General features: G+C 72.2%; 22 protein-coding genes. 11 read left to right on the top strand and 11 right to left on the bottom strand.

Features of this window, described 5'->3' with window-relative positions; all coding sequences use genetic code 11:
- Positions 1–67: 67 nt before the first annotated feature.
- The 3 genes from hpt (at position 68) to folE (ending at position 3,575) form a co-directional block, all read left to right on the top strand.
- Positions 68–607, top strand: coding sequence for a hypoxanthine phosphoribosyltransferase (gene hpt, locus ACFVDM_RS32170; RefSeq protein ID WP_383648825.1), 540 nt, complete (start codon positions 68–70; stop codon positions 605–607).
- 195 nt (positions 608–802) lie between these two features.
- A complete protein-coding gene (ftsH, locus tag ACFVDM_RS32175) occupies positions 803–2,821 on the top strand; it encodes an ATP-dependent zinc metalloprotease FtsH (protein ID WP_383648667.1) in 2,019 nt (672 codons plus the stop codon).
- Between the two features lie 148 nt (positions 2,822–2,969).
- Positions 2,970–3,575 (top strand): GTP cyclohydrolase I FolE, encoded by a 606-nt coding sequence (gene folE, locus ACFVDM_RS32180; RefSeq protein ID WP_383648669.1) that lies wholly within the window; start codon positions 2,970–2,972, stop codon positions 3,573–3,575.
- Positions 3,576–3,588: 13 nt separating this feature from the next.
- On the opposite strand, the gene ACFVDM_RS32185 is transcribed toward folE, so the two are convergent.
- The 6 genes from ACFVDM_RS32185 to ACFVDM_RS32210 all read right to left on the bottom strand — a co-directional run bounded on the left by ACFVDM_RS32185 (position 3,589) and on the right by ACFVDM_RS32210 (position 8,531).
- The gene (locus ACFVDM_RS32185) at positions 3,589–4,077 is read right to left on the bottom strand and encodes a DUF3180 domain-containing protein (RefSeq protein ID WP_383648671.1); all 489 of its coding nucleotides are present in this window, start codon (positions 4,075–4,077) and stop codon (positions 3,589–3,591) included.
- Between the two features lie 58 nt (positions 4,078–4,135).
- Positions 4,136–4,747: a 2-amino-4-hydroxy-6-hydroxymethyldihydropteridine diphosphokinase gene (folK, locus tag ACFVDM_RS32190; RefSeq protein WP_383648673.1), complete on the bottom strand. Its 612-nt coding sequence runs from the start codon at positions 4,745–4,747 to the stop codon at positions 4,136–4,138.
- Positions 4,744–5,103, bottom strand: coding sequence for a dihydroneopterin aldolase (folB, locus tag ACFVDM_RS32195; RefSeq protein ID WP_383648675.1), 360 nt, complete (start codon positions 5,101–5,103; stop codon positions 4,744–4,746). Before folB ends, folK begins: the two co-directional genes overlap by 4 nt.
- Positions 5,104–5,322: 219 nt before the next feature.
- Complete coding sequence (locus ACFVDM_RS32200) at positions 5,323–5,802, bottom strand: nuclear transport factor 2 family protein (protein WP_383648677.1); 480 nt, start codon at positions 5,800–5,802, stop codon at positions 5,323–5,325.
- Positions 5,799–6,659 carry a dihydropteroate synthase gene (folP, locus tag ACFVDM_RS32205; protein ID WP_383648679.1) on the bottom strand — a complete coding sequence of 287 codons (861 nt, stop codon included), beginning with the start codon at positions 6,657–6,659 and terminating at the stop codon, positions 5,799–5,801. Before folP ends, ACFVDM_RS32200 begins: the two co-directional genes overlap by 4 nt.
- 30 nt (positions 6,660–6,689) lie before the next feature.
- Positions 6,690–8,531 (bottom strand): phosphatidylglycerol lysyltransferase domain-containing protein, encoded by a 1,842-nt coding sequence (locus tag ACFVDM_RS32210; protein WP_383648681.1) that lies wholly within the window; start codon positions 8,529–8,531, stop codon positions 6,690–6,692.
- Positions 8,532–8,668: 137 nt separating this feature from the next.
- On the opposite strand from ACFVDM_RS32210, the gene ACFVDM_RS32215 reads away from it, so the two are divergent.
- A complete protein-coding gene (locus tag ACFVDM_RS32215; protein WP_383648683.1) occupies positions 8,669–9,790 on the top strand; it encodes an alpha/beta hydrolase in 1,122 nt (373 codons plus the stop codon).
- A gap of 7 nt (positions 9,791–9,797) precedes the next feature.
- On the opposite strand, the gene ACFVDM_RS32220 is transcribed toward ACFVDM_RS32215, so the two are convergent.
- Positions 9,798–10,985 (bottom strand): ABC transporter ATP-binding protein, encoded by a 1,188-nt coding sequence (locus ACFVDM_RS32220; RefSeq protein ID WP_383648685.1) that lies wholly within the window; start codon positions 10,983–10,985, stop codon positions 9,798–9,800.
- Positions 10,986–11,115: 130 nt separating this feature from the next.
- Between ACFVDM_RS32220 and ACFVDM_RS32225 the strand changes: the two genes are divergently transcribed.
- The 4 genes from ACFVDM_RS32225 (at position 11,116) to ACFVDM_RS32240 (ending at position 14,713) form a co-directional block, all read left to right on the top strand.
- Positions 11,116–11,820, top strand: coding sequence for an ABC transporter permease (locus ACFVDM_RS32225; RefSeq protein WP_383648687.1), 705 nt, complete (start codon positions 11,116–11,118; stop codon positions 11,818–11,820).
- Positions 11,821–11,822: 2 nt separating this feature from the next.
- Complete coding sequence (locus ACFVDM_RS32230; RefSeq protein WP_383648689.1) at positions 11,823–12,497, top strand: ABC transporter permease; 675 nt, start codon at positions 11,823–11,825, stop codon at positions 12,495–12,497.
- Positions 12,498–12,566: 69 nt separating this feature from the next.
- A complete protein-coding gene (locus tag ACFVDM_RS32235) occupies positions 12,567–13,541 on the top strand; it encodes an ABC transporter substrate-binding protein (protein ID WP_383648691.1) in 975 nt (324 codons plus the stop codon).
- Positions 13,542–13,642: 101 nt separating this feature from the next.
- The gene (locus tag ACFVDM_RS32240; RefSeq protein ID WP_383648693.1) at positions 13,643–14,713 is read left to right on the top strand and encodes a hypothetical protein; all 1,071 of its coding nucleotides are present in this window, start codon (positions 13,643–13,645) and stop codon (positions 14,711–14,713) included.
- A gap of 71 nt (positions 14,714–14,784) precedes the next feature.
- Here the strand turns inward: ACFVDM_RS32240 and ACFVDM_RS32245 are convergent, their stop codons facing one another.
- Both ACFVDM_RS32245 and ACFVDM_RS32250 read right to left on the bottom strand, forming a co-directional pair.
- Complete coding sequence (locus ACFVDM_RS32245; protein WP_383648695.1) at positions 14,785–15,927, bottom strand: NADH-quinone oxidoreductase subunit D; 1,143 nt, start codon at positions 15,925–15,927, stop codon at positions 14,785–14,787.
- Between the two features lie 61 nt (positions 15,928–15,988).
- Complete coding sequence (locus tag ACFVDM_RS32250; RefSeq protein ID WP_383648697.1) at positions 15,989–16,957, bottom strand: SAM-dependent methyltransferase; 969 nt, start codon at positions 16,955–16,957, stop codon at positions 15,989–15,991.
- A 96-nt stretch (positions 16,958–17,053) separates the two neighbouring features.
- Between ACFVDM_RS32250 and ACFVDM_RS32255 the strand changes: the two genes are divergently transcribed.
- Genes ACFVDM_RS32255 through ACFVDM_RS32265 form a run of 3 tightly spaced genes read left to right on the top strand, consistent with a single transcriptional unit; the run spans position 17,054 to position 19,611 of the window.
- Entirely contained in the window at positions 17,054–18,268 is a 1,215-nt protein-coding gene (locus ACFVDM_RS32255) for a sensor histidine kinase (protein WP_383648699.1), read from the top strand.
- A 56-nt stretch (positions 18,269–18,324) separates the two neighbouring features.
- The gene (locus ACFVDM_RS32260; RefSeq protein ID WP_383648701.1) at positions 18,325–18,999 is read left to right on the top strand and encodes a response regulator; all 675 of its coding nucleotides are present in this window, start codon (positions 18,325–18,327) and stop codon (positions 18,997–18,999) included.
- 3 nt (positions 19,000–19,002) lie between these two features.
- Positions 19,003–19,611 carry an AAA family ATPase gene (locus tag ACFVDM_RS32265; protein ID WP_383648705.1) on the top strand — a complete coding sequence of 203 codons (609 nt, stop codon included), beginning with the start codon at positions 19,003–19,005 and terminating at the stop codon, positions 19,609–19,611.
- Between the two features lie 14 nt (positions 19,612–19,625).
- On the opposite strand, the gene ACFVDM_RS32270 is transcribed toward ACFVDM_RS32265, so the two are convergent.
- Positions 19,626–20,738: a DUF5937 family protein gene (locus ACFVDM_RS32270; RefSeq protein ID WP_383648708.1), complete on the bottom strand. Its 1,113-nt coding sequence runs from the start codon at positions 20,736–20,738 to the stop codon at positions 19,626–19,628.
- Positions 20,739–20,821: 83 nt separating this feature from the next.
- On the bottom strand, positions 20,822–22,057 hold the full coding sequence (locus ACFVDM_RS32275) for a threonine aldolase family protein (protein ID WP_383648711.1): 1,236 nt from the start codon (positions 22,055–22,057) through the stop codon (positions 20,822–20,824).
- Positions 22,058–22,229: the final 172 nt, after the last annotated feature.

Genomic DNA, 22,229 nt, shown 5'->3' on the forward strand with positions numbered 1-22,229 from the left:
GTCCGGGCCCGGGACCACGTCCCGGACCCGCCAGGCGGAGAAAGAGACGCGGGTGAACGAGAAGGACATGGGTGCCGACCTCCAGGCGGTGCTCCTCACCAAGGAAGAGATCGACGCGAAGCTCGTCGAGCTGGCCGCGAAGATCGACGCGGAGTACGCCGGCAAGGACCTGCTCCTCGTCGGTGTCCTCAAGGGCGCGGTGATGGTCATGGCGGACCTGGCGCGCGCGCTGTCCACCCCCGTCACCATGGACTGGATGGCCGTCTCCTCGTACGGCGCCGGCACCCAGTCCTCCGGGGTCGTACGGATCCTCAAGGACCTCGACACCGACATCAAGGGCAAGCACGTCCTGATCGTCGAGGACATCATCGACTCGGGCCTGACGCTGTCCTGGCTGATGTCGAACCTGGGCTCGCGCGAGCCCGCCTCGCTGGAGATCTGCACCCTGCTGCGCAAGCCGGACGCGGCGAAGGTCGCGCTCGACTGCAAGTGGGTCGGCTTCGACATTCCCAACGAGTTCGTCGTCGGCTACGGGCTGGACTACGCGGAGAAGTACCGCAACCTCCCGTTCGTCGGCACCCTCGCCCCGCACGTGTACGGCGGCTGACCACGCCGGAACAACCCGCGCCGGGGCCGGGGAACCCTCGTCGGCGGCCCGCCGTTGAGCCTTCGAAGGCGGGTTTCCCGGACGTCCCAGGCGGACGTCGGTGACAATGCCGGTGTACCGTCCGAAGAACAGTCTTTACTCACAGCAGCATTTACCTACGGGCAGGAGGGACGGGGCGGCTTCCGCTCCGTATGGATGGACGTGAAGCGATACTTCCGTGGGCCGGTCATGTGGATCGTGCTGGCCGTCCTCGCCGTGGTCGTGTTGATGAATGTCGTCGGCTCGGGTGGCGGCTACAAGACGGTGGACACCGGCAAGGTGATCCAGGCGATCAATAAGAACCAGGTGGACGAGGCCAAGCTCACCACCGGTGACGATCACATCATCAAGATCGAGCTGAAGGACGGCCAGAAGCTCTCGGGCGAGTCCGGCAGCAAGTTCCAGGCGAGCTACATCGGCGACCAGGGCGTCCAGATCGCCGACGCGCTGCAGAAGAAGTTCGAGAGCGGTGACATCGACAAGGGCTACACCGTCTCGCCGTCGAAGCAGTCCCCGTTCGTCTCGATCCTCTTCACGCTGCTGCCGTTCGTCCTCATCGTGGTCGTCTTCCTGTTCCTGATGAATCAGATGCAGGGCGGCGGCTCCAAGGTCATGCAGTTCGGCAAGTCCAAGGCCAAGCTGATCACCAAGGACACCCCCAAGACGACCTTCGCCGACGTGGCGGGTTCGGACGAGGCGGTCGAGGAGCTCCAGGAGATCAAGGAGTTCCTCCAGGAGCCGGCGAAGTTCCAGGCCGTCGGCGCCAAGATCCCCAAGGGTGTCCTGCTGTACGGGCCTCCCGGTACGGGCAAGACCCTGCTCGCCCGCGCCGTCGCCGGCGAGGCGGGCGTCCCGTTCTACTCGATCTCCGGCTCCGACTTCGTCGAGATGTTCGTCGGTGTCGGTGCCTCCCGGGTGCGCGACCTCTTCGAGCAGGCCAAGGCGAACGCCCCGGCGATCGTCTTCGTCGACGAGATCGACGCCGTCGGCCGCCACCGCGGCGCCGGCATGGGCGGCGGCCACGACGAGCGCGAGCAGACGCTCAACCAGCTCCTCGTGGAGATGGACGGCTTCGACGTGAAGGGCGGCGTCATCCTGATCGCCGCCACCAACCGGCCGGACATCCTCGACCCGGCGCTGCTGCGTCCGGGCCGCTTCGACCGGCAGATCGCGGTCGACCGCCCCGACATGCAGGGCCGTCTGGAGATCCTCAAGGTCCACCAGAAGGGCAAGCCGGTCGCCCCGGACGTCGACCTCGGCGCCGTCGCCCGCCGCACGCCCGGCTTCACCGGTGCCGACCTGTCGAACGTGCTGAACGAAGCGGCGCTCCTCACGGCGCGCAGCAACCAGAAGCTCATCGACAACGCCACGCTCGACGAGGCCATCGACCGCGTCGTGGCGGGTCCGCAGAAGCGGACCCGGATCATGTCCGAGAAGGAGAAGAAGATCACCGCGTACCACGAGGGCGGACACGCCCTGGTCGCGGCGGCCTCCCCCCAGTCGGACCCGGTCCACAAGATCACGATCCTCTCCCGCGGCCGCGCCCTCGGTTACACGATGGTGCTCCCGGAGGAGGACAAGTACTCCACGACCCGCAACGAGATGCTCGACCAGCTGGCGTACATGCTGGGCGGGCGCGCGGCCGAGGAACTGGTCTTCCACGACCCGACGACCGGCGCGGCGAACGACATCGAGAAGGCCACCGCGACGGCCCGCGCGATGGTCACGCAGTACGGCATGACCGAGCGGCTCGGCGCGATCAAGTTCGGCGGCGACAACACCGAACCGTTCGTGGGCCGCGAGATGGGCCACCAGCGCGACTACTCCGAAGAGGTCGCCGCGCTGGTCGACGAAGAGGTCAAGAAGCTCATCGAGACCGCCCACAACGACGCGTGGGAGATCCTCGTCGAGAACCGCGACGTGCTGGACGCCCTGGTCCTCCAGCTCCTGGAGAAGGAGACCCTGGGCAAGGCGGAGATCGCCGAGATCTTCGCCCCGATCGTCAAGCGCCCGGCCCGCCCCGCGTGGACCGGCTCGTCACGGCGTACGCCCTCCACCCGACCCCCGGTGCTCTCCCCGAAGGAGCTCGCCCTCACCAACGGCGCCACCACGGCCAACGGCTCGGTCACGGACACCCCCGCCGAGTCGGTCACGGAGGACCGCCCCGAGAGCTAGCCCCGTCCCCGGTGTGGCCCCCGTCACGGGGCCCGCACCGGGCCCGGAATGGATGCCGCGCCCCCCAGGTTTTAGCCTGTGGGGGCGCGGCATTTCCGTACACCTGCGCGGATGGCACCGCGATACGGCACAGAGGAACGAGGCACAGATGACCGACCCGGTGACGCTGGACGGCCAGGGCTCGATCGGCGAGTTCGACGAGAAGCGGGCCGAGGCGGCCGTACGCGAGCTCCTGATCGCCGTCGGCGAGGACCCGGACCGGGAGGGCCTGCGGGAGACGCCGGCGCGGGTGGCGCGGGCGTACAAGGAGATATTCGCGGGGCTGTACCAGGAGCCCGAGGACGTCCTGACGACCACGTTCGACCTGGGCCACGACGAGATGGTGCTCGTCAAGGACATCGAAGTCTTCAGTACGTGTGAACATCATCTGGTCCCGTTCCGCGGGGTCGCGCACGTGGGCTACATCCCCGCGACCAGCGGCAAGATCACCGGCCTCTCGAAGCTGGCCCGGCTGGTGGACGTCTATGCCCGGCGTCCGCAGGTCCAGGAGCGGCTGACCACGCAGATCGCCGAATCGCTGATGGAGATCCTGGAGCCGCGCGGCGTCATCGTCGTCGTGGAGTGCGAGCACATGTGCATGTCGATGCGCGGGATCCGCAAGCCGGGTGCGAAGACGCTGACCTCGGCGGTCCGCGGCCAGCTCCGTGACCCCGCGACGCGCGCCGAGGCGATGAGCCTCATCATGGCGCGCTGAGCCGCCCCGCCGGCTACGCCCCTGCCGCGCTCTTGTCGCCGTTGCCGTCCCGGTCCTCCGGGAGCTTGCAGACGTGTTCGAGGAAGAGGGCGGCGGCGACGACCGCGATGCCGGCGAGGACGGCGAAGCCCGCGTAGACGGCCTGGTCGCGGCGGGGCGGGATGTCGAGGGAGCCGAGGAGGAAGATGCCGTCCCCGGCGTACATCCCGGCGACCAGGGCGACGACGAGGGCGCTGGCCTGGGCGAAGACGACGGCGCGGGCGGCCATCATCGGCTCGACGCCCTTCGCGCCGGGGCGCCGTTCGCGCTGGGCGCGGAAGCGGGCGCGCAGGGAGAGGGCCGTGGCCAGCAGGACGACGGCGATGACGGCGAGCACGATGGGGGCGGCCAGGGGGACGGCGGGCAGGGTGCCGAAGGCGCTCCAGAGGCGGGCGGCGCCCCAGGAGAGGACCGCGGCGGCGGCGAAGAGGCCCGCCAGTACTCCGAGCCGTAGTTGCTTCACCGGGTGAGCCGCCCTTCGCCGCCTGTTCCTGTCCTGCTGTCTGCGATGAGCCTAACGACTACTCGGGCAGCCGGAGTTCCAGATCGGTCCTGGGGAGAACGCCGCCGCGGCCCACGCCGTCCAGCAGCTCGGCGACCGGTCCGGCGCCGGGGAGCTGGGCCTCGGGGTCCACGTCGTGCCAGGGGGCGAGGACGAAGGCGCGCTCACGGGCCCGGGGGTGGGGGAGGGTGAGGACGGGGTCGTCGGAGACCACGTCCGCGTAGGCGACGATGTCGACGTCGATGGTGCGCGGCCCCCAGCGCTCGTCGCGGACGCGGTCGAAGGCCTCCTCGATGGCCTGGCCGCGCTCCAGCAGGGAGGACGGGGGCAGCGTCGTCTTCACGACGATCACCGCGTTGAAGTACGAGGGCTGGGAGCCCGGCTCGACGCCCCAGGGCTCCGTCTCGTACACCGGGGAGACCGCCTTGACCCGGAGGCCGGGGGTGTCCTCCAGGGCGTCGATGGCCCCCTGGAGGGTCTCCAGGCGGTTGCCCAGGTTGGAGCCGAGCGAGAGCACGGCCCGTTTGGGGTTGGAGAGGGTGATGTCCGCGGCGTCCACCTGCTCGACGACGGAGGCGGGCACCGGCTGTACGGTCGGGTCGCTCTGCCCCTCGGTGGAAAATGCGCTCATGCTCGGCTCCGGGTGATGGTGACGGTGACGTCGTCGAAGGGGACGGTGATGGGTGCGTCCGGCTTGTGCACCACGACCTCCACCTCCTGGACGCCTTCGTGCGTGAGGCACTGCTGGGCGATGCGCTCCGCGAGGGTCTCGATCAGATCGACCGGCTCGCCCCGGACCACGTCGACGACCTCCTCGGCGACCACGCCGTAGTGCACGGTCTTCGTGAGGTCGTCGGCGGCTGCCGCGGGGCGGGTGTCGAGGCCGAGCACCAGGTCCACGATGAACGTCTGCCCCTCTTCCCGTTCCTTGGGGAAGACGCCATGGTGCCCACGGGCCTTGAGGCCGCGCAGCGCGACACGATCCACGCGAATCACTCCTGCTGTTGTTGTCGAAGGGGTGCGGGGCCGCGTGCGGGCGGCGGTGTACCCGGATCCGAATCTACCCGCGCGCTCGGACACCCCTCCCCCATGGGGGCTATGGACAGGGCGTCACGGGACTGGTAGCCGACTGGCCCTCGTACCCCGATGTGCCCGGTTCCAACCCCATCGGGTCGTCTTTGGGCCCGAGGGTGTGGGGGAACCCACTCAGGAGGGGGACTCTTCGTCCGTTTCCTCGCCGGTTTCGGCCAGTACGGGTGATCCGTGGTGCGACCAGAGTCTCCAGCCGTCCGGAGTGCGGCGGAACACATTGGTCGCGACGACCAGTTGGCCGACGAGCGGGCCGAGCGAGCCCTCCTCGGCGGGGCCGCCGCTGAGGATGTTCTCGGTGCAGGTCACCAGTGCGGTGTTCCCGGTCATGGAGACCACGACGTCGGTGAGGAAGAACTGGATGTACTCGGTGCTCGCCATGATCAGCGCGTAGCTGCGCAGGACCTCGCGGCGTCCGGTGAGCACCGGCCAGCCGGGGTGGACGCAGGAGACCGTGAGGTCCTCGCCGGGCAGGAAGAGCGAGGTCAGCGCGTCCAGGTCGCCCTCCTCCACGGCCGTGTAGAACGCGGTGTTGGCCCGTTCGACCGCCTCGATGTCGGCGGCGGCGGAGGCGGGGTCGTCCCGGGGGTCGTTCACGCGGCTCCCTCGACCGCGCGGGCGACCCGGACGGCGTCGGCGGTGGCGCGCACCTCGTGGACCCGGACGGCCCAGGCTCCGGCGGCGGCGGAGAGGGCGGAGACGGCGGCGGTGGCCGCGTCGCGTTCCCGTGCGGGCGGCGGGGCGGCGCCCTCGCGGGCCAGGACCCGGCCGAGGAACCGCTTGCGGGAGGCGGCGACCAGCAGGGGCCGGCCGAGGCCGTGGAGGGCGTCGAGTCCGGCGATGAGGGCCAGGTCGTGGTCGGCGTCCTTGGCGAAGCCGAGGCCGGGGTCGATCACGATCCGTTCGGGGGCGACACCGCCGGCGACCACGGCGTCCATCCGGGCGCGGAGCTCGTCGACGACCTCGGTGACGACATCCTCGTACACCGCGCGGCTGTTCATCGACTCGCTGAAGCCGCGCCAGTGCATGACGACGAAGGGCACCGAGGCGGCGGCGACGACGGGGACCATGTCGGGGTCGGCGAGGCCGCCGCTGACGTCGTTGACCAGGACCGCGCCGGCGGCGACGGCCTGCTCGGCGACGCGGGCCCGCATGGTGTCGACGGAGACCGGCACGCCTTCGGAGGCCAGTCCGCGCACGACCGGGACGACGCGTCGCAGTTCCTCGGCCTCGTCCACCCGGGTGGCGCCGGGGCGGGTCGACTCGCCGCCGACGTCGACCAGGTCGGCGCCCTCCGCGACCAGGTCGAGGCCGTGCTTGACGGCCGTCGTGGTGTCGAACCAGCGGCCCCCGTCGGAGAAGGAGTCGGGGGTCACGTTGACGACGCCCATGACCGCGCAGCGGTCCCACTCCGGCAGGCCCTGGACCGTGCCTCGTCCTTGCAACGTACTCATACGACCAGCGTAGGGCCTGAGGGGGCGCGGTCAGGCGGGGCGGACTCCCTGCTCACCCGGGGAGGCGGGGGTGTGGGGGCAGGGGCGGCGGCCGCCGGGGGAGAGCCGGCGGGCCAGGGGGCGGGGGAGTCCGAGGGTGACGAAGCCCTCGGCCTGCATGGCGGCGAAGGAGATCCGGGGCAGGTCGCGGGCGGTGCGGTAGACGACGAAGCGGGGCTCCCAGCGGGGCCGGAACTTGGCGTTGAACTTGTACAGCGATTCGATCTGGAACCAGCGGGAGAGGAAGACCAGCAGCCCGCGCCAGACGCGCAGCACCGGGCCCGCGCCCAGCTTCTCGCCCCGGGCCAGGGCGGAGCGGAACATCGCGAAGTTCAGCGAGACGCGGCTGATGCCGAGCCGGGGCGCGGCCTGGAGGGAGGCGACGATCAGCAGCTCGTTCATGCCCGGGTCGGCGGAGCGGTCGCGGCGCATGAGGTCGAGGGACATGCCGTCGGTGCCCCAGGGGACGAAGTGGAGGACGGCCTTGAGATCGCCGTACGGGGAGTCGGCGGCGTCCTCGTCGGGCTTGTGGGCGGTGGCGACGAAGCAGTCCCGGTCGGCCTCGTCGCCGATCCGGCCGAGTGCCATGGAGAAGCCGCGTTCGGTGTCGGTGCCGCGCCAGTCGGCGGCGGCGCGGCGGATGCGGGCCAGTTCGGCCTCGCCGATGTCGGCGACGCGCCGGACCCGGGTGACGTAGCCGCCGCGCTCAATGCGTTTCACCATCTGGCGGACGTTGCGCATGGCCCGTCCGGCCAGGGAGAAATCCGCGACGTCCACCACCGCCTCGTCGCCGAGTTCCAGGGCGTCCAGTCCGGTCTCGCGGGTCCAGACCTCGCCGCCGGTCTCGCTGCAGCCCATGACGGCGGGGGTCCAGGAGTGGGCGCGGGCCTCGTCCATGAAGCGTTCGATGGCGCCGGGCCAGGCCTCCACGTCGCCGATGGGGTCGCCGCTGGCCAGCATCACGCCGGAGACGACGCGGTAGCAGACGGCGGCCTTGCCGCTGGGCGAGAAGACGACGCCCTTGTCGCGGCGGAGCGCGAAGTGGCCGAGGGAGTCGCGGCCGCCGTGGCGTTCCAGCAGGGCGCGCAGCCGGGTCTCGTCGTCCTCGGTGAGCCGGGCGGCGGGGTGCTCGGGGCGGAAGGCCAGATAGATGGTGGTGACGGCGGTGAGCAGGCCGAGCGCGCCCAGGGAGTAGGCGACGGTCCAGGAGGTGTCGCCCGCGTACTCGACCGGTCCCTCGAAGCCGAACAGGCCGTACAGCACGTGCTGGAGGCGGTCGGCGATGCTCGGGCTGCCGACCAGTCGGCCCGGGTGGACGCTGACGACGACCAGCCCGAGCCCCAGCGAGCCGGCACCGAGCAGGACGAAGTTGGCCAGGGCGCGCCAGCGGCTGCGCGGGTCGGGGAGGGCGGCGAACTCACTGCGGTGGCGCAGCAGCAGCCAGCAGAGCGCCAGGGAGACGAGGATGCCGATGACCGAATGGCGGTAGGTGAACTGGGCGACGGCACCGGCCGGCAGGAGGACCACGGCGGCCCGCCAGGCGCGGCGCTTGCGCCGTTTCAGGCCGTGCGCCAGGAGCAGCAGCAGGACGCCCGCGCTGAGGGCGAGGGCGGCGGCGAAGGGGCCGAGGGCGCCGGGCAGCACCTCGGCGAGGGTGTGCATCCGGCTGTGCCGGAAGCGCGGGAAGACGCCCGCGGCGATGTCGATCAGGCCGACGGCGGTGCAGGCGGTGCCGACGAGTCCCGGCACGGCCTCGGCCCGCGGTGCGTGGACGAACCTGCGTACGCCCATCGGAACCGTTCCTGATTTATCCCCATCTAGCGTGACAGACATGCTTCCGTAGCTCCGCGCGAGAGTGTGGAGTCCGTCGGCCGAGGCCCTCCGGACGAGGTGCGCCCTCTAGGACGAGGCTTCCGGGGGGCCGGTTCATCCGGCACCCGGAAATTTCCTGACAAGAAAGTTCAACCGCCATGGGCCTTACCGGTCACGCAGTGCTGATCCTGGCGATCACGAGTGCCGTCGTGCTGTTCGCCGCCACCATCTGGCTCTGGCCCCGGCTGGCCCGGCGGAGCGCCGCCGCGGTGTGCGGCCGGGTGGGCCTGATGCTGGGCACCCAGCTCGCGGTCTTCGTCTCGGTGGCGCTGCTGGCCAACAACTCCTTCCTGTTCTACGGCTCCTGGGCGGATCTGTTCGGGCGTACGCAGGAGCTGGGCGTGGTCACCGACCAGGCGCGGGGGACGCTGGCGGCGAAGAACATCGTCCGGGTGGGGACGCAGCGGCCGGAGGGGCCGGGCGGTTCGCGTCCGGCGGCGGTCGGCCGGATCGACAAGGTGGTGATCGCGGGGCGGCACTCGGGGATCGAGACCTCGGCGTATGTGTATCTGCCGCCGGAGTACTTCCAGCCGGCGTTCGCCCGGCGGAAGTTTCCCGCGGTGGTGGTGCTGACCGGTTATCCGGGGACCGCGGAGAACCTGATCAAGGGGCTGGCCTACCCCCGGACGGCTCTGGAGCGGGTGCGGGCCGGGCGGGCCCAGCCGATGATCCTGGTGATGCTGCGGCCGACGGTGGCGCCGCCGCGCGACACCGAGTGCGTGGACATAGAGGGCGGGCCGAAGACGGAGACCTTCTTCGCGAAGGATCTGCCGCCGGCGGTGTCGGCGGGCTACCGGGTGGGCCGGCACGCCCGTAACTGGGGCATCATCGGCAACTCGACCGGCGGGTACTGCGCCCTGAAGATCGGTCTGCACCATCCGGACCGCTACACCGCGAGCGCGGGTCTCTCGGCGTACTACAAGGCGGCCGAGGACCCGACGACCGGTGACCTGTTCCACGGCAGCCGGGCCGCCCGCGAGCGTGCCGATCTGCTGTGGACCCTGGAGAACCGGCCGCAGCCCGACTCCTCCTTCCTGGTGACGACGTCGCGCCACGGGGAGTCGAACTACGCCGACACGCGCCGGTTCGTGGCGAAGGTGAAGCGGCCGGCCCAGGTCTCCTCGATCGTGCTGGACAGCGGCGGCCACAACTTCAACACCTGGCGCCGGGAGATCCCGGCGGCGCTGGAGTGGCTGAGCAGCCGGCTCAGCGAGAACTGAGCGGCGGTCAGGAGGCCTCCCGCCCGGCGATGCCCGCGACGCTCTCCACGTCGACCTCGGCACGGGAGACGTCCCGGCCGTCCGCGCCGACCGAGCGGCGCAGCGCCTCGTGGAGCCGGGCCGGGGTGAGGACGCCGAGGAAGCGGCCGGTCTCCTCCTCGTCGATGACGGCGATCCAGCCGGCGTCGTGCTGGAGCATCGTGGCGAACGCCTGTTTGAGCGAGGCGCCGACGGGGAGCCGGGCCTCCATCCGGCGGGCGTGCTCGCGGACCGTGCCCCCGGTCGCGGAGTCCGTCTCCCCGGCGGGGATCCAGCCGTGCAGGTGCTCCTGGCCGTCCAGGACGACCGCCCAGCGCGCCCCCTGTGCGCGCAGCCGTGCGGTGGCGGTGTCCAGCGGGTCGTCGAGGTGGACGACCGGGGGGTGGTCGAGGTCGCCCTCCTCGACCGGGGTGACGGAGAGGCGCTTGAGCCCCCGGTCGGCGCCGACGAAGTCCGCGACGTACGGAGTGGCCGGGGCGCCGAGCACCGTGGCCGGCGGGTCGAACTGCTCGATCGAGCCCTGGCCGTAGACGGCGATCCGGTCGCCGAGGCGGACGGCCTCCTCGATGTCGTGCGTGACGAGGAGGACGGTTTTGCGGACCTGGGCCTGAAGGCGCAGGAATTCGTTCTGGAGCCGTTCCCTGACCACCGGGTCGACGGCCCCGAAAGGCTCGTCCATCAGCAGGACGGGCGGGTCGGCGGCCAATGCGCGGGCGACGCCGACGCGTTGGCGCTGGCCGCCGGAGAGCTGTTCGGGATAGCGGTCGCCAAAAACGGAAGGATCGAGTCCGACGAGGTCGAGGAGTTCCGCCGCGCGTGCCCTTCCCTTTCCGCGTTTCCAGCCGAGCAGATGCGGCACGGTCGCGGTGTTCTCCAGGACCGTGCGGTGCGGGAAGAGGCCGACCTGCTGGATCACATAGCCGATGCGGCGGCGGAGCCGGACGGGGTCGATGGCGGATATGTCGTCCCCGTCGAGGAATATCCGCCCCTCGGTCGGTTCGATGAGCCGGTTCACCATCTTCATGGTGGTCGTCTTGCCGCAGCCCGACGGGCCGACGAGCGTGACCAGTTCGCCCTCGGCCACCTCGAAGGAAAGGTCGTCGACCGCCGTGGTGCCGTCCTCATAGCGCTTGGTGACGTGCTCGAAACGGATCATGGGTCCCCATTGTGGCGCGAGTTCTGTGAAGGACGTGTTGCCGGAATACCACGGCCTCGGTGATTGTCAGTGGTCGAGGATAGGCTCGCCGGACATCAGTACGAGAGCGCATCCGGGAGGTGGGGACGGGATGACCGGACAGAACTGCCTGGTGACGAACGACTGGATCTGCGGTGAGTATCTCCGTTCCCGCAGCCAGGAGTTGACCGACGCCACGGTCCAGCACATCTGGATCACCGCGGTCTCGGTCGCGATCGGTGTGGCGGTGGCGTTTCCGCTGGCGCTGCTCGCCCGGCGCGGACGGCGGTTCGCCGGACCGGTGCTCGGGCTGACGACGGTGCTCTACACCGTTCCCTCGCTCGCCATGTTCTCGCTGCTGCTGCCGCTGTTCGGCCTCTCCGCCGCCCTGGTCGTCACCGGCCTGGTGCTGTATTCGCTGACCGTCCTGGTCCGCAACACGCTGGCGGGCCTCGAAGCCGTCCCCCAGGAGGCGAAGGACGCCGCCCGGGGGATGGGGTACGGGCCGGTCCGGCTGCTGTGGGAGGTGGAACTGCCGCTGGCGCTCCCCGCGTTGATCGCCGGGGTCCGCATCGCCACGGTCTCCACGATCGCGCTGACCACCGTCGGCTCGATCGTCGGCCGCGGCGGGCTGGGCAATCTCATCAGCGAGGCCCTGCCGAGCTTCTTCAAGGCCCAGGTGCTCGCCGCCTCCGTGCTCTGCGTGCTGCTCGCGGTCGTCGCCGACCTGCTGCTGCTCGGCGTGCAGCGGCTGCTCACCCCCTGGACGCGGATATCCGCCGGCCCCCGCGCCCGGCGCACGGCGGAGGCGGTCTGACCATGGGAGTGCTCGCGGACGCCTGGACCTGGCTCACCACCGGGGACCACTGGACGGGGGAGAGCGGGGTGGCCCACCGGCTCGGGGAGCACCTGTACGTCAGCGGGGTGGCGCTCGTCCTGTCGTGCGCGCTCGCGCTGCCCGTCGCGTTCCTCCTGGGACATCTGGGGAAGGGCGGCGCGCTCGCCGTCAACCTCTCCAACATCGGACGGGCGATCCCCGTCTTCGCGGTGCTCGCCCTCTTCATGGTCTCGCCCCTGCGCAACGCCGGATACGTGCCGACGGTGATCGCCCTGGTGCTGTTCGCCGTGCCCCCGCTGCTGACCAACGCCTACGTCGGCATGACGGAGGTGGACCGCTCGGTGACGGAGGCCGCGCGCGGTATGGGCATGTCCGGCGGACAGCTCTTCCTCCGCGTCGAACTCCCCCTGGCGTACCCGATGGTGATGACCGGACTGCGCTCCGCCGCCGTCCAGGTCGTCGCCACGGCGACCATCGCCGCGATGGCCGGCCAGGGCGGCCTCGGCCGGATCATCACCGCAGGCTTCAACACGTACAACACCCCGCAGGTGGTCGCGGGCGCCCTGCTCGTCGCCGTGCTGGCCCTGCTGGTGGAGGCGGTGCTGCTCGCCGCCGACCGGCTGCTGTCACCGATGCGCCGCCGCCGGACGGCATGAGCCCCGGCCCGCCCGCCCACCGTTTCCGCATGTCATCTACGGCCCCCGCGGCCCCGGACGGAGAACACCATGAGCAGGATCTCGCGCACCGCAGGCGCGGTCATCGGCATCATCGCCCTCGCGGGCTCGCTCGCCGCCTGCGGTGGTGACAGCCTGGAGAAGGACAAGGGCGGCTCCCCGGACAAGGGCTCGCAGAAGAAGGGCTCGCTCGTCGTGGGCGCCGCCGCCTTCACCGAGTCCAAGGTCCTGGCCGAGCTGTACGCGGGCGTCCTCGCCGACGCCGGATACAGCACCTCGGTCACCACGGTGGAGAACCGCGAACTCTACGAACCCTCCCTGGAGAAGGGCGAGATCGACGTCGTTCCCGAATACGCGGCGACGATCGCGGAATTCCTCAACGCGAAGGTGAACGGGGCGAAGGCCGCCGCGGCGAAGCCGGTCGCCTCCGGAGACGCCGCCGCCACGGTCGCCGCGCTGGAGAAGCTCGCCGCCCCGCGCGGACTGAAGGTCCTTCCCGCGGGGAAGGCCGTCGACCAGAACGCCTTCGCGGTCACCAGGGAATTCGCCGAGAAGAACAAGCTGACCACCCTTTCCGATCTCGGCGCCTCCAAGATCAAGGTGCGCATCGCCGCGGGCGACGAGTGCGAGGTCCGGCCCTTCTGCGCCCCCGGACTGAAGAAGACCTACGGCATCGACGTCGCCGGCATCGACCCCAAGGGCGTCGGCACCCCGCAGTCCAAGCAGGCGGTCAAGGACGGCAAGGACCAGCTGGTCCTGACCACCACCACCGACGCCGTGCTGGACAGCTTCGGCCTGGTCTTCCTGGAGGACGACAAGAAGCTCCAGAACGCGGACAACGTGCTGCCGGTGGTCAATGCCGAGGACGCCGGCGCCCAGGACATCGCCGACGCCCTCGGCCGGCTCACCCAGGTGCTCACCACCGAGGATCTGGCCGGGCTGAACCGCAAGGTGGACGCCGAGCGCGCCAAGCCCGCGGACGTGGCAGCGGAATACCTGCGTTCCAAGAGCCTGATCAAGAAGTAGCGCGGCCGGAATCGGGGATTCAGGGGCCGTCAGGTAACTGCCGGGGAACAGATTGCCTGGCGGCGCCCCAATCCGCGCGGACGCACGGTAAATTTCACGCCATGCCACGTGGACGCCACCGCCATTCACCCCCACTGCACAGAATCCTTCCGCCTTCGGCCGTCGCCGGAGTCGCGGTGCTCTGTGCCGCGGGAGCCTGGCTGCTCGCCGAGCCGCTGGTCCTGCGGGGACTGGTCGCCGCCGCCGCGGCCGCCGCCGTCACCGGCGCGTATCTGATGCGCAGCTGGGACCAGGAGGCCGGCCGCCGCGTCGCGGAGCTGACGCGGGCCCGAGCGAGCGACGAATGGCGTGCCGAGGAGCGCGCGGCCGAGCTGGAGGCCGATCTGGAGGAGTCCCGCGAGCTGCGCGCCCGGCTGGAGGCGAAGCTGCGCCGCAAGCGCGTGGAGCTCGCCGGCCTGCGGGGCGAGCACGCCGCGCTGCTGCGCCGGTACGCCACCGCGGAGACCGAGCGCGCCAGCGTGCTGGAGAGCCGCCGCCGGCTCGCGCTGGAGGCCGCCACGGCCCCCCGCGAGCTGCCCGCCGCCCGCTCCACCCCCACGCCCGGCGCCTATCTGCGCGCCGCCCAGGCGCTGGAGGACCTGAGCCGCAACCGGGCGCTCCAGGAAGCCCGCCGCGCCGCCGAGCAGGCCCGCCGCAGCGTCCTCGACACCCGTGCGCCGGAGCCCGCCGCGCCCGCGGTCCGGCAGCAGGCGTCCACCCCGCTGCCCGCCGAGCGCCGGCCCGCCGAGCCGCAGCCGGCCCTGCTGCCGACCCGCCCCTCCCAGGCCCTGCCCCCGGCCCGGGACGCCGCCGCGCTGCCGCCCGCCCGGCCCTCGCAGGCGCTGCCCGCGCCGCGTCCGGTGCCGGCCGCCAGCGCGGTCGTCCCGCCGTCGGCCGCCCGGCGCCAGCCGGTGCCGCAGGGCGGCTTCGACTTCTTCGGCACGCAGAAGGCGCGCGCCGCCATCGAGTCCGTGCAGAACGAGGACCTGGCCGATGTGGTCGGCGAGGAGGTGCTCGCCGCGCACCGCACCGGCACGCCGGAGAACCGGGCCGTCGGCAAGGTGATCGACCTGACCGCACACGACGAGACCGAGCAGCTGGACGTCGCGGAGCTGCGCAGCGCCATCTCGTAACGGCGGCACCCCACACGGCAGGACGGCCGCCGCCCGATTCCGGGCGGCGGCCGTCGTCGGTGCGGGGCCGGCTACTTGTCGATGTCGCCGACGACGAAGAACAGCGAGCCGAGGATCGCCACCATGTCGGCGACGAGCGTCCCCGGCAGCAGTTCGGTGAGCGCCTGGATGTTGTTGAACGAGGCGGAGCGCAGCTTCAGCCGGTACGGGGTCTTCTCGCCCTTGGAGACCAGGTAGTAGCCGTTGACGCCGAGCGGGTTCTCCGTCCAGGCGTAGGTGTGGCCCTCCGGGGCCTTGAGGACCTTGGGCAGCCGCTGGTTGACCGGGCCGGGGGCCAGGTCCGCCATCCGGTCCAGACAGGCGTCGGCCAGGTCCAGGGCGTTGTGCGTCTGCTCCAGCAGGCATTCGAACCGGGCCAGGCAGTCGCCCTCGGTCCGGGTGACGACCTTGAGGGTGTCCCGGAGCTCCCCGTACGCGAGGTACGGCTCGTCGCGCCGCAGATCGAAGTCGACCCCGGAGGCGCGGGCGATCGGCCCGGACACCCCGTACGCGTGCACCGCGTCGGCGGACAGCACGCCCACCCCCCGGGTGCGGCCCCGGAAGATCTCGTTGCCGAGCACCAGCCCGTCGTAGACGTCCATCCGGGAGCGGACCGAGGCGACGGCGTCGCGGACCCGGCCGGTCCAGCCCGCCGGAAGGTCCTCCTTGAGGCCGCCGACCCGATTGAACATGTAGTGCATCCGGCCGCCGGAGATCTCCTCCATCACGGCCTGGAGCTCCTCGCGCTCCCGGAAGGCGTGGAACACCGGGGTGATCCCGCCCAGTTCCAGCGGGTACGAACCGAGGAACATCAGATGGTTGAGGACCCGGTTCAGCTCGGCGAGCAGGGTGCGGGTCCACACCGCGCGCTCGGGGACCTCCATGCCGAGCATGCGCTCGACGGCCATGACGACGCCCAGCTCGTTGGAGAACGCCGACAGCCAGTCGTGGCGGTTGGCGAGCATGATGATCTGCCGGTAGTCACGGGCCTCGAAGAGCTTCTCCGCGCCCCGGTGCATATAGCCCACGACCGGTTCGGCCTGCTGGACGCGCTCGCCGTCCAGCACGATGCGCAGCCGGAGCACGCCGTGCGTGGAGGGGTGCTGGGGGCCGATGTTGAGCACCATGTCGGTGCTTTCGGCCGCACCGCCGATGCCGATCGTCGTCTCCGTCATGGGCCCAGTATCGCGCGCGGAGCCGCGCCCCCGGGGCCCGCACCCCAATCCCGGGAAGCCCCTACTTCCGCTGGGACAGCCAGCCGAAATCCCCCAGCCCGCCCCGGGCCGTCAGCTCGGCCGCCTCACCCGCCGCGGCCAGCGCGCTGACGTAGCCGGCGGGGTCGGTGGAGGCCAGCGACAGCGGCGGGCGCCGCCCGTCGACGCCGAGGGCGGCCAGGGCCTCGCGCTGGGTGCGCAGGACCGCGCCGTCCCCGCCCGCCGCCGCGCAGGCGTCCAGCGCCACATGGGAGGTCAGATCGCAGCCGCCGTCCGGTACCGGCCGCACCTCCCGCCCCTCCCGGAAGCCGGTCAGCGTGCCGAACACCGGCCGCTCCTCGCGCCGGTGCGCGTAGTCCACGGCCACCGCGAGCCCGGCGGAGAGCGTGTCCACGGCCGCCGCCCACGCGGTGTCGCGCGGCCGGCCGATCTCCGCCCGGCAGCCCGGCCCGGCCGGCGGCCACCAGCGCTCCAGCCACGCCGCGTCCGCCCCGGTCACCGGTGCGCCCAGCCGCTCCGCGCCGTCGGCCGTCCGCACCTCCACGTACCGCACGACACCGTCCGGGTCCGTCTCGGCGACCGACACCGGCACGTTGTCCAGCCACTCGTTGGCGAACAGCAGCCCGCGCGTTCCCCGGGGCGGCTCGGCGCACCACTCCACCCGGGGGTCCAGGCCCGGCGGGCGGGCGGCGCGTTCCACGGCGTACGCCCGTACCGTCAGCTCTCCGCCGCCCTCGGCCGGCAGGGCCGCGAGGACACCGGTGAGCAACTCGCCCCGGCCCGCGCCCACATCCACCAGATCCACCTCGCGGGCGCCCAGCTCCCCGGCCGTCGCGACCAGCAGCCGGGCGACGGCGGCGGCGAACAGCGGGGAGGCGTGCACCGACGTACGGAAATGCCCCGCGGGCCCCTCCGGTCTCCGGTAGAACCCCTCGTCCCCGTAGAGCGCGGCCTCGGCCGCCTCCTGCCACCCACGCCACTCGTCCGTCACGTTTCCCAGTCTCCACCTTGGGGAGTACGGTCTCCGGACCCGGATCGGCCCTCGGGCTGACCCACCCACCCCCCGGCCTTCCCTACTCTGGGTTACGTGCAGCGCTTCTACGATTTCATCCGCAGACACCCGACGGGCGTCGACTGCTTCTGGGCGGTCGTCCTCCTCGGGCTCTCCGGCATGACGATCGTGGTGGGCGATGTCGGCGACGGCGGCCGGTGGGAGCGCGTCGCCATGGTCCCGGTGGTCGTCGGCCTCTGCGTCGTCGTCGCGCTGCGCCGCCGCGCCCCCGAGAAGATGCTGCTGCTCGCCATCGCCATGGGACTGCTGCAACTGCTCTCCGGGGTCCGGCCGACCGTGGCGAACTTCGCGATGCTCGTGATCACCTTCACGGTCGCCACCGTCGGTGAGCGCTGGGCCTCCCGGCTCGCCCTCGTCTGCTCGCTCTGCGCGGCCTCGCTCGCCCAGCTGCGCTGGCCGGAGGGCACGGACCCGCACCGCAGCTGGGCGCAGACCGTGTTCCTCGTCGTCGTGATGACGGTGCCCTTCGTGCTGGCCTGGGTGCTCGGCGACTCGATGCGGACCCGGCGCGCCTACTTCGACCAGCTGGAGGAGCGGGCGGCCCGGCTGGAGCGGGAGCGCGAGGCGCAGTCGAAGGTGGCGGTCGCGGCCGAGCGGGCCCGGATCGCCCGTGAACTGCACGACGTCGTCGCGCACAACGTCTCCGTGATGGTGGTGCAGGCCGACGGCGCCGCCTATGTGCTGGATGCCGCCCCCGACCAGGCGCGGCAGGCGCTGGAGACGATCTCCGGCACCGGCCGGCAGGCCCTCGCGGAGATGCGGCGGCTGCTCGGGGTGCTGCGCACCGGGGACGGCCCGGAGAGCGGGGAGTACGTGCCGCAGCCCGACGTCGAGCAGATCGAGGTGCTGATCGAGCAGGTCAGGACCGCCGGGCTGGCCGTCGACTTCCGGGTCGAGGGCACCCCGCGCCCGCTGCCCAGCGGCGTCGAGCTGACCGCGTACCGCATCGTCCAGGAGGCCCTGACCAACACGCGCAAGCACGGCGGTCCGAACGCCGGGGCCAGCGTGCGGCTGGTCTACTTCGACGACGGACTCGGCCTGCTGGTGGAGGACGACGGGCGCGGCGCCGCCCACGAGCTGTACGAGGACGGCGGTGCGGACGGCGCCGGCCACGGCATGATCGGCATGCGGGAACGCGTCGGCATGGTCGGCGGCACGCTGGACGCCGGACCGAGACCGGGCGGCGGCTTCCGGATCAGCGCGCTGCTGCCCCTCAAGACCGCGGGATAGTCCGCGCCCGGGACTCCCGCCCCGACCGATCCGTACCGAACAGGAGACCGTGACCGATGGCGATCCGCGTGATGCTCGTCGACGACCAGGCGCTGCTGCGCACCGGCTTCCGGATGGTGCTGGCCGCCCAGCCGGACATGGAGGTCGTCGCCGAGGCCGGCGACGGCGCGGAGGCGATCGAGATCCTCCGCTCCACCGCCGTCGACGTGGTCCTGATGGACGTGCGCATGCCGCGGCTGGACGGGGTGGAGGCGACGGCCCGCATCTGCGCGCGGCCGGACGCGCCGAAGGTGCTCATCCTGACGACGTTCGACCTCGACGAGTACGCGTTCTCCGGGCTGAAGGCCGGGGCCAGCGGCTTCATGCTCAAGGACGTCCCGCCGGGCGAACTGCTCGGCGCGATCCGCTCGGTGCACAGCGGGGACGCCGTCGTCGCCCCGTCCACCACCCGCCGGCTGCTCGACCGCTTCTCCCCGATGCTGCCCAGCGGCCGGGCCGAACCGGAGCACAAGGACGTCGCCAAGCTCACCGAGCGCGAGCGCGAGGTGATGCTGCTGGTCGCCCAGGGCCTGTCGAACGGCGAGATCGCCGGCCGACTGGTGCTCTCGGAGGCGACCGTGAAGACGCACGTCGGCCGCATCCTGACCAAGCTCGGCCTGCGCGACCGGGTGCAGGTGGTGGTCCTCGCCTACGAGACGGGTCTCGTGCGGGCCGGCGGCGGGGCGGGCTGAGCCGTGGCCGCGCTGGTCTGGATCAACGGCCCGTTCGGCGGGGGCAAGACGATGACCGCGTACGAGCTGGAGCGGCGGCTGCCCGGCAGCGTGGTCTGCGATCCGGAACACGTCGGCTTCGGGCTGCACCGCACGATGCCGCGCGCCCTGCGCGGCGACTTCCAGGACCTGGCCGCCTGGCGGCAGGGGGTGCGCGAGGTCCTCGACCTCACCCTGCGCGGGCACGACGGCACGGTCATCGCCCCGATGACCCTGGTCGAGCCCGGCTACTTCGCGGAGATCGTCGGGCGGCTGCGCGAGGACGGGCACACGGTCCACCACTTCTCGCTGCTCGCCGACCGGGCCACCGTGCTGGGGCGGCTGCGCGAACGCGGTCTGGGCCGGGGCCTGAAGCACGAGAGCTTCGCCGTGGAGAGGCTGGACCACTGCCTGGAGCGGCTGCGCGCCCCGGAGTTCGCCGAGCACATTTGTACCGACCGGCTGACCGTTCCCCAGGTCGCCGACCGGATCGCCGCGTCGGCCGGGCTGTCGCTGCTGCCGAACACCGACGGCCGGCTGCGGGGCCGGCTGCGCCGGACCTGGACGGGCCTGCGCCACATCCGCCTCGGCTGACCGGAGGCCGCGGCTCAGCGCAGGATGCCCTCCAGGAAGTCGCTGCCGAGCCGGGCCACCAGGGTCAGGTCCAGCTGGTGCAGGACGTAGCGGCCGCGCCGCCGCGTCGTGACCAGACCGGCCTTCTTGAGCACCGCGAGATGGCGGGAGACCTCGGGGGCGGTGATGCCGATGGAGTCGGCCAGCTCGCCCGTCGTGTACGGGGAGCGGGCGATGTTGCGGCAGAGCCGCATCCGCATCGGGTGGGCCAGCGCCTCCATGCGCAGCTGGAGCAGTTCCACCGAACCGGGCGAGGGCAGCTCCGGCCGGTGCACCGGGTAGTGGATGACCGGGCGCCAGCCGGGGGCGTGCAGCACCGTCAGATGCGGCCAGCCGAAACTGGTCGGGATGAGCGTCAGTCCGGGGCCGGCGGCCGGGTCGGTCGCGTCGGTCGAACCGCTGGTCATCTTGTCGACGCTGATCCGCTTGCCGTCCTCGTCCACGGAGAGGGCCGCCGACACCGCGCCCACCGCCTCGGCCAGCCCCCTGCGGCGCAGCAGATCCGTCTTGTGCCGGGCGTCGGCCACCAGCTGGACCCGCACCCGCCGCCAGGTGTCCGCGAAGAACGCCTGGTCGCAGTCCTCGAACAGCCGCCTGAGCCAGTGGCGTACGGAGACGGGGTCGGCGAGCAGCCGTTCGGTGAACTCGGTCTGGCGCGGGCCGCGCGCCGCCGCCATGTCCAGGGCCCGCGCCCGCATCCGGGCGTCGCTCAGGGGCGAGGGCGCGCCGGTCCCGTAGAGCGAGGTGCAGGTGAACTCCAGGGCGGCTGAGGCGAACCGCTCGTCGTCCAGCCGGTCCAGGATGTCCAGGTCCTCGGCCAGGTCGGCGCCCGCCCGGCCGGTCCCGCCGCGGACCCCGGCGAAGGGCATGAAGACGTCCGAGAAGATGTTCCGCCACAGGAACTCGGCCTCGTGCAGCCGGTCGGCCAGGTCCGGTTCCAGGGCCGAGGCGGTGGCCGTCGCCCAGCCGTGCACCCCGGGGTGGTGGCCCGGCTCGGACAGGGCGTGCAGGGCCAGCCCCAGCTCGGCGAGGGGGGAGGTCTCGAAGACGACGTGTCCGGGGTCGAGCCCGGCGATGTCGATGGTCACGCTCACCCCTCCATGGTGCGGGGTGCGCGGGGCGGTCCGGGCCCCGATTGACGGCGGGCGTCAATCGGGGCCGGGGACACGCTCTAGGGGTTCACCCGCTCCAGGAACGCGGCCAGTGCCGCCTTCACGTCGGCCGCCGTCCACTCCAGGGCCTCCCGCGCCACCGTGACCTCGGTGAAGGAGACGCCGGGCGGGCCGTCCGCCGCGAACCACCGGCGGAAGAGCGTGACGTCCGTCTCCTCCGCCAGCCGCACCGAGGCCTCCGTCAGCGCGTCGGCCCCGTACGGCAGCCACACCTGGAACTGATGGGTGTGCGGCTCCTCGGGATGCACCCGGAACCATCCGGTCCCGGCCTCCGCGAAGCCCTCGGCCAGCGCCCCGGCCACCGTCCGCGCGTGCGCCACGTACGACGGCAGCGCCGGCAGCTCCCGGTCCAGGCCGCCCAGCGCGGAGAGCGCGGCGGGGAACTGCTGGAAGATCTGCCCGCCGTACCGGTGCCGCCAGGCGCGGGCCTCCTCGACGAACGAGGCGGAACCGGCGAGCGCGGCCCCGGAGATCCCGCCGAGGGTCTTGTAGAACGAGACGTACACACTGTCCGCGAGCGCCGTGATCTCCGGCAGCTCCCGGCCGAAGCGGCTGGTGCACTCCCACAGCCGCGCCCCGTCGAAGTGGACCACCGCGTCGCGTTCCCGCGCCGCCGCGACCACGGCCTCCAGCTCCTCCCAGGTGGGCAGGACGAATCCCGCGTCCCGCAGCGGCAGCTCCAGCATCAGGGTGCCGAACGGCTCGTCGAAGCCGCGGATCTCCTCGGCCGTGGGCAGCCGCGGCTCGTTCGTCGGATGGACGGTGCGCAGCCCGCTCACCGTCGTCAGCGCGCCGCGCTCGTGCACCTCGGGATGGGCGAGCGGATGCAGCGCCACGGTCGGGCTGCCGGTGCGTCCCGCCCAGCACCGCAGCGCGATCTGCTGCGCCATCGTGCCGGTCGGGAAGTACGCGGCCGCCTCCGTGCCCAGCACCTCGGCGACGCGCCGCTCCAGTACGGCGACGATCCCGTCGCCGTAGATGTCCACCGGCCCGTCGAGGTCGGCGGCCGGTTCCTCCGCGGCGGCCAGCGCGGCCAGCTCGGCCAGCTGCTCGCCGAGCGTGCGGTCCATCGGTGCCCGCCACAGGGCCCGCGCCGATCCCCGCCAGGCGGCGAGCCGGCGCAGCCGCGCGGCGTCCTCCGGGCCCCGGTCCGCCCCGCCGGTCTCCCCCTGCCCGGTGTCCTCGGGTCCGTCGTGCGCCGCCGCTCCGCGCACCTGCTCGTTGATGTCTGCCATGGGACGATCATCACGCAGACCAGGGGCTCCGGCCCACGGGATATCCGGGGCGCGGCGGGCGGCGGTGCGGAGTTTCCCACAGCCTGTGGACAGTCGGATGTCCGGACGAAACGCTGGCGTAGCATGCAGATAAATCGTCCGGTACCCCCCGCGGACTGGAACGGAAGGTCAC

The organism is Streptomyces sp. NPDC057682, assembly GCF_042799575.1.
Taxonomy (GTDB): Bacteria; Actinomycetota; Actinomycetes; order Streptomycetales; family Streptomycetaceae; genus Streptomyces.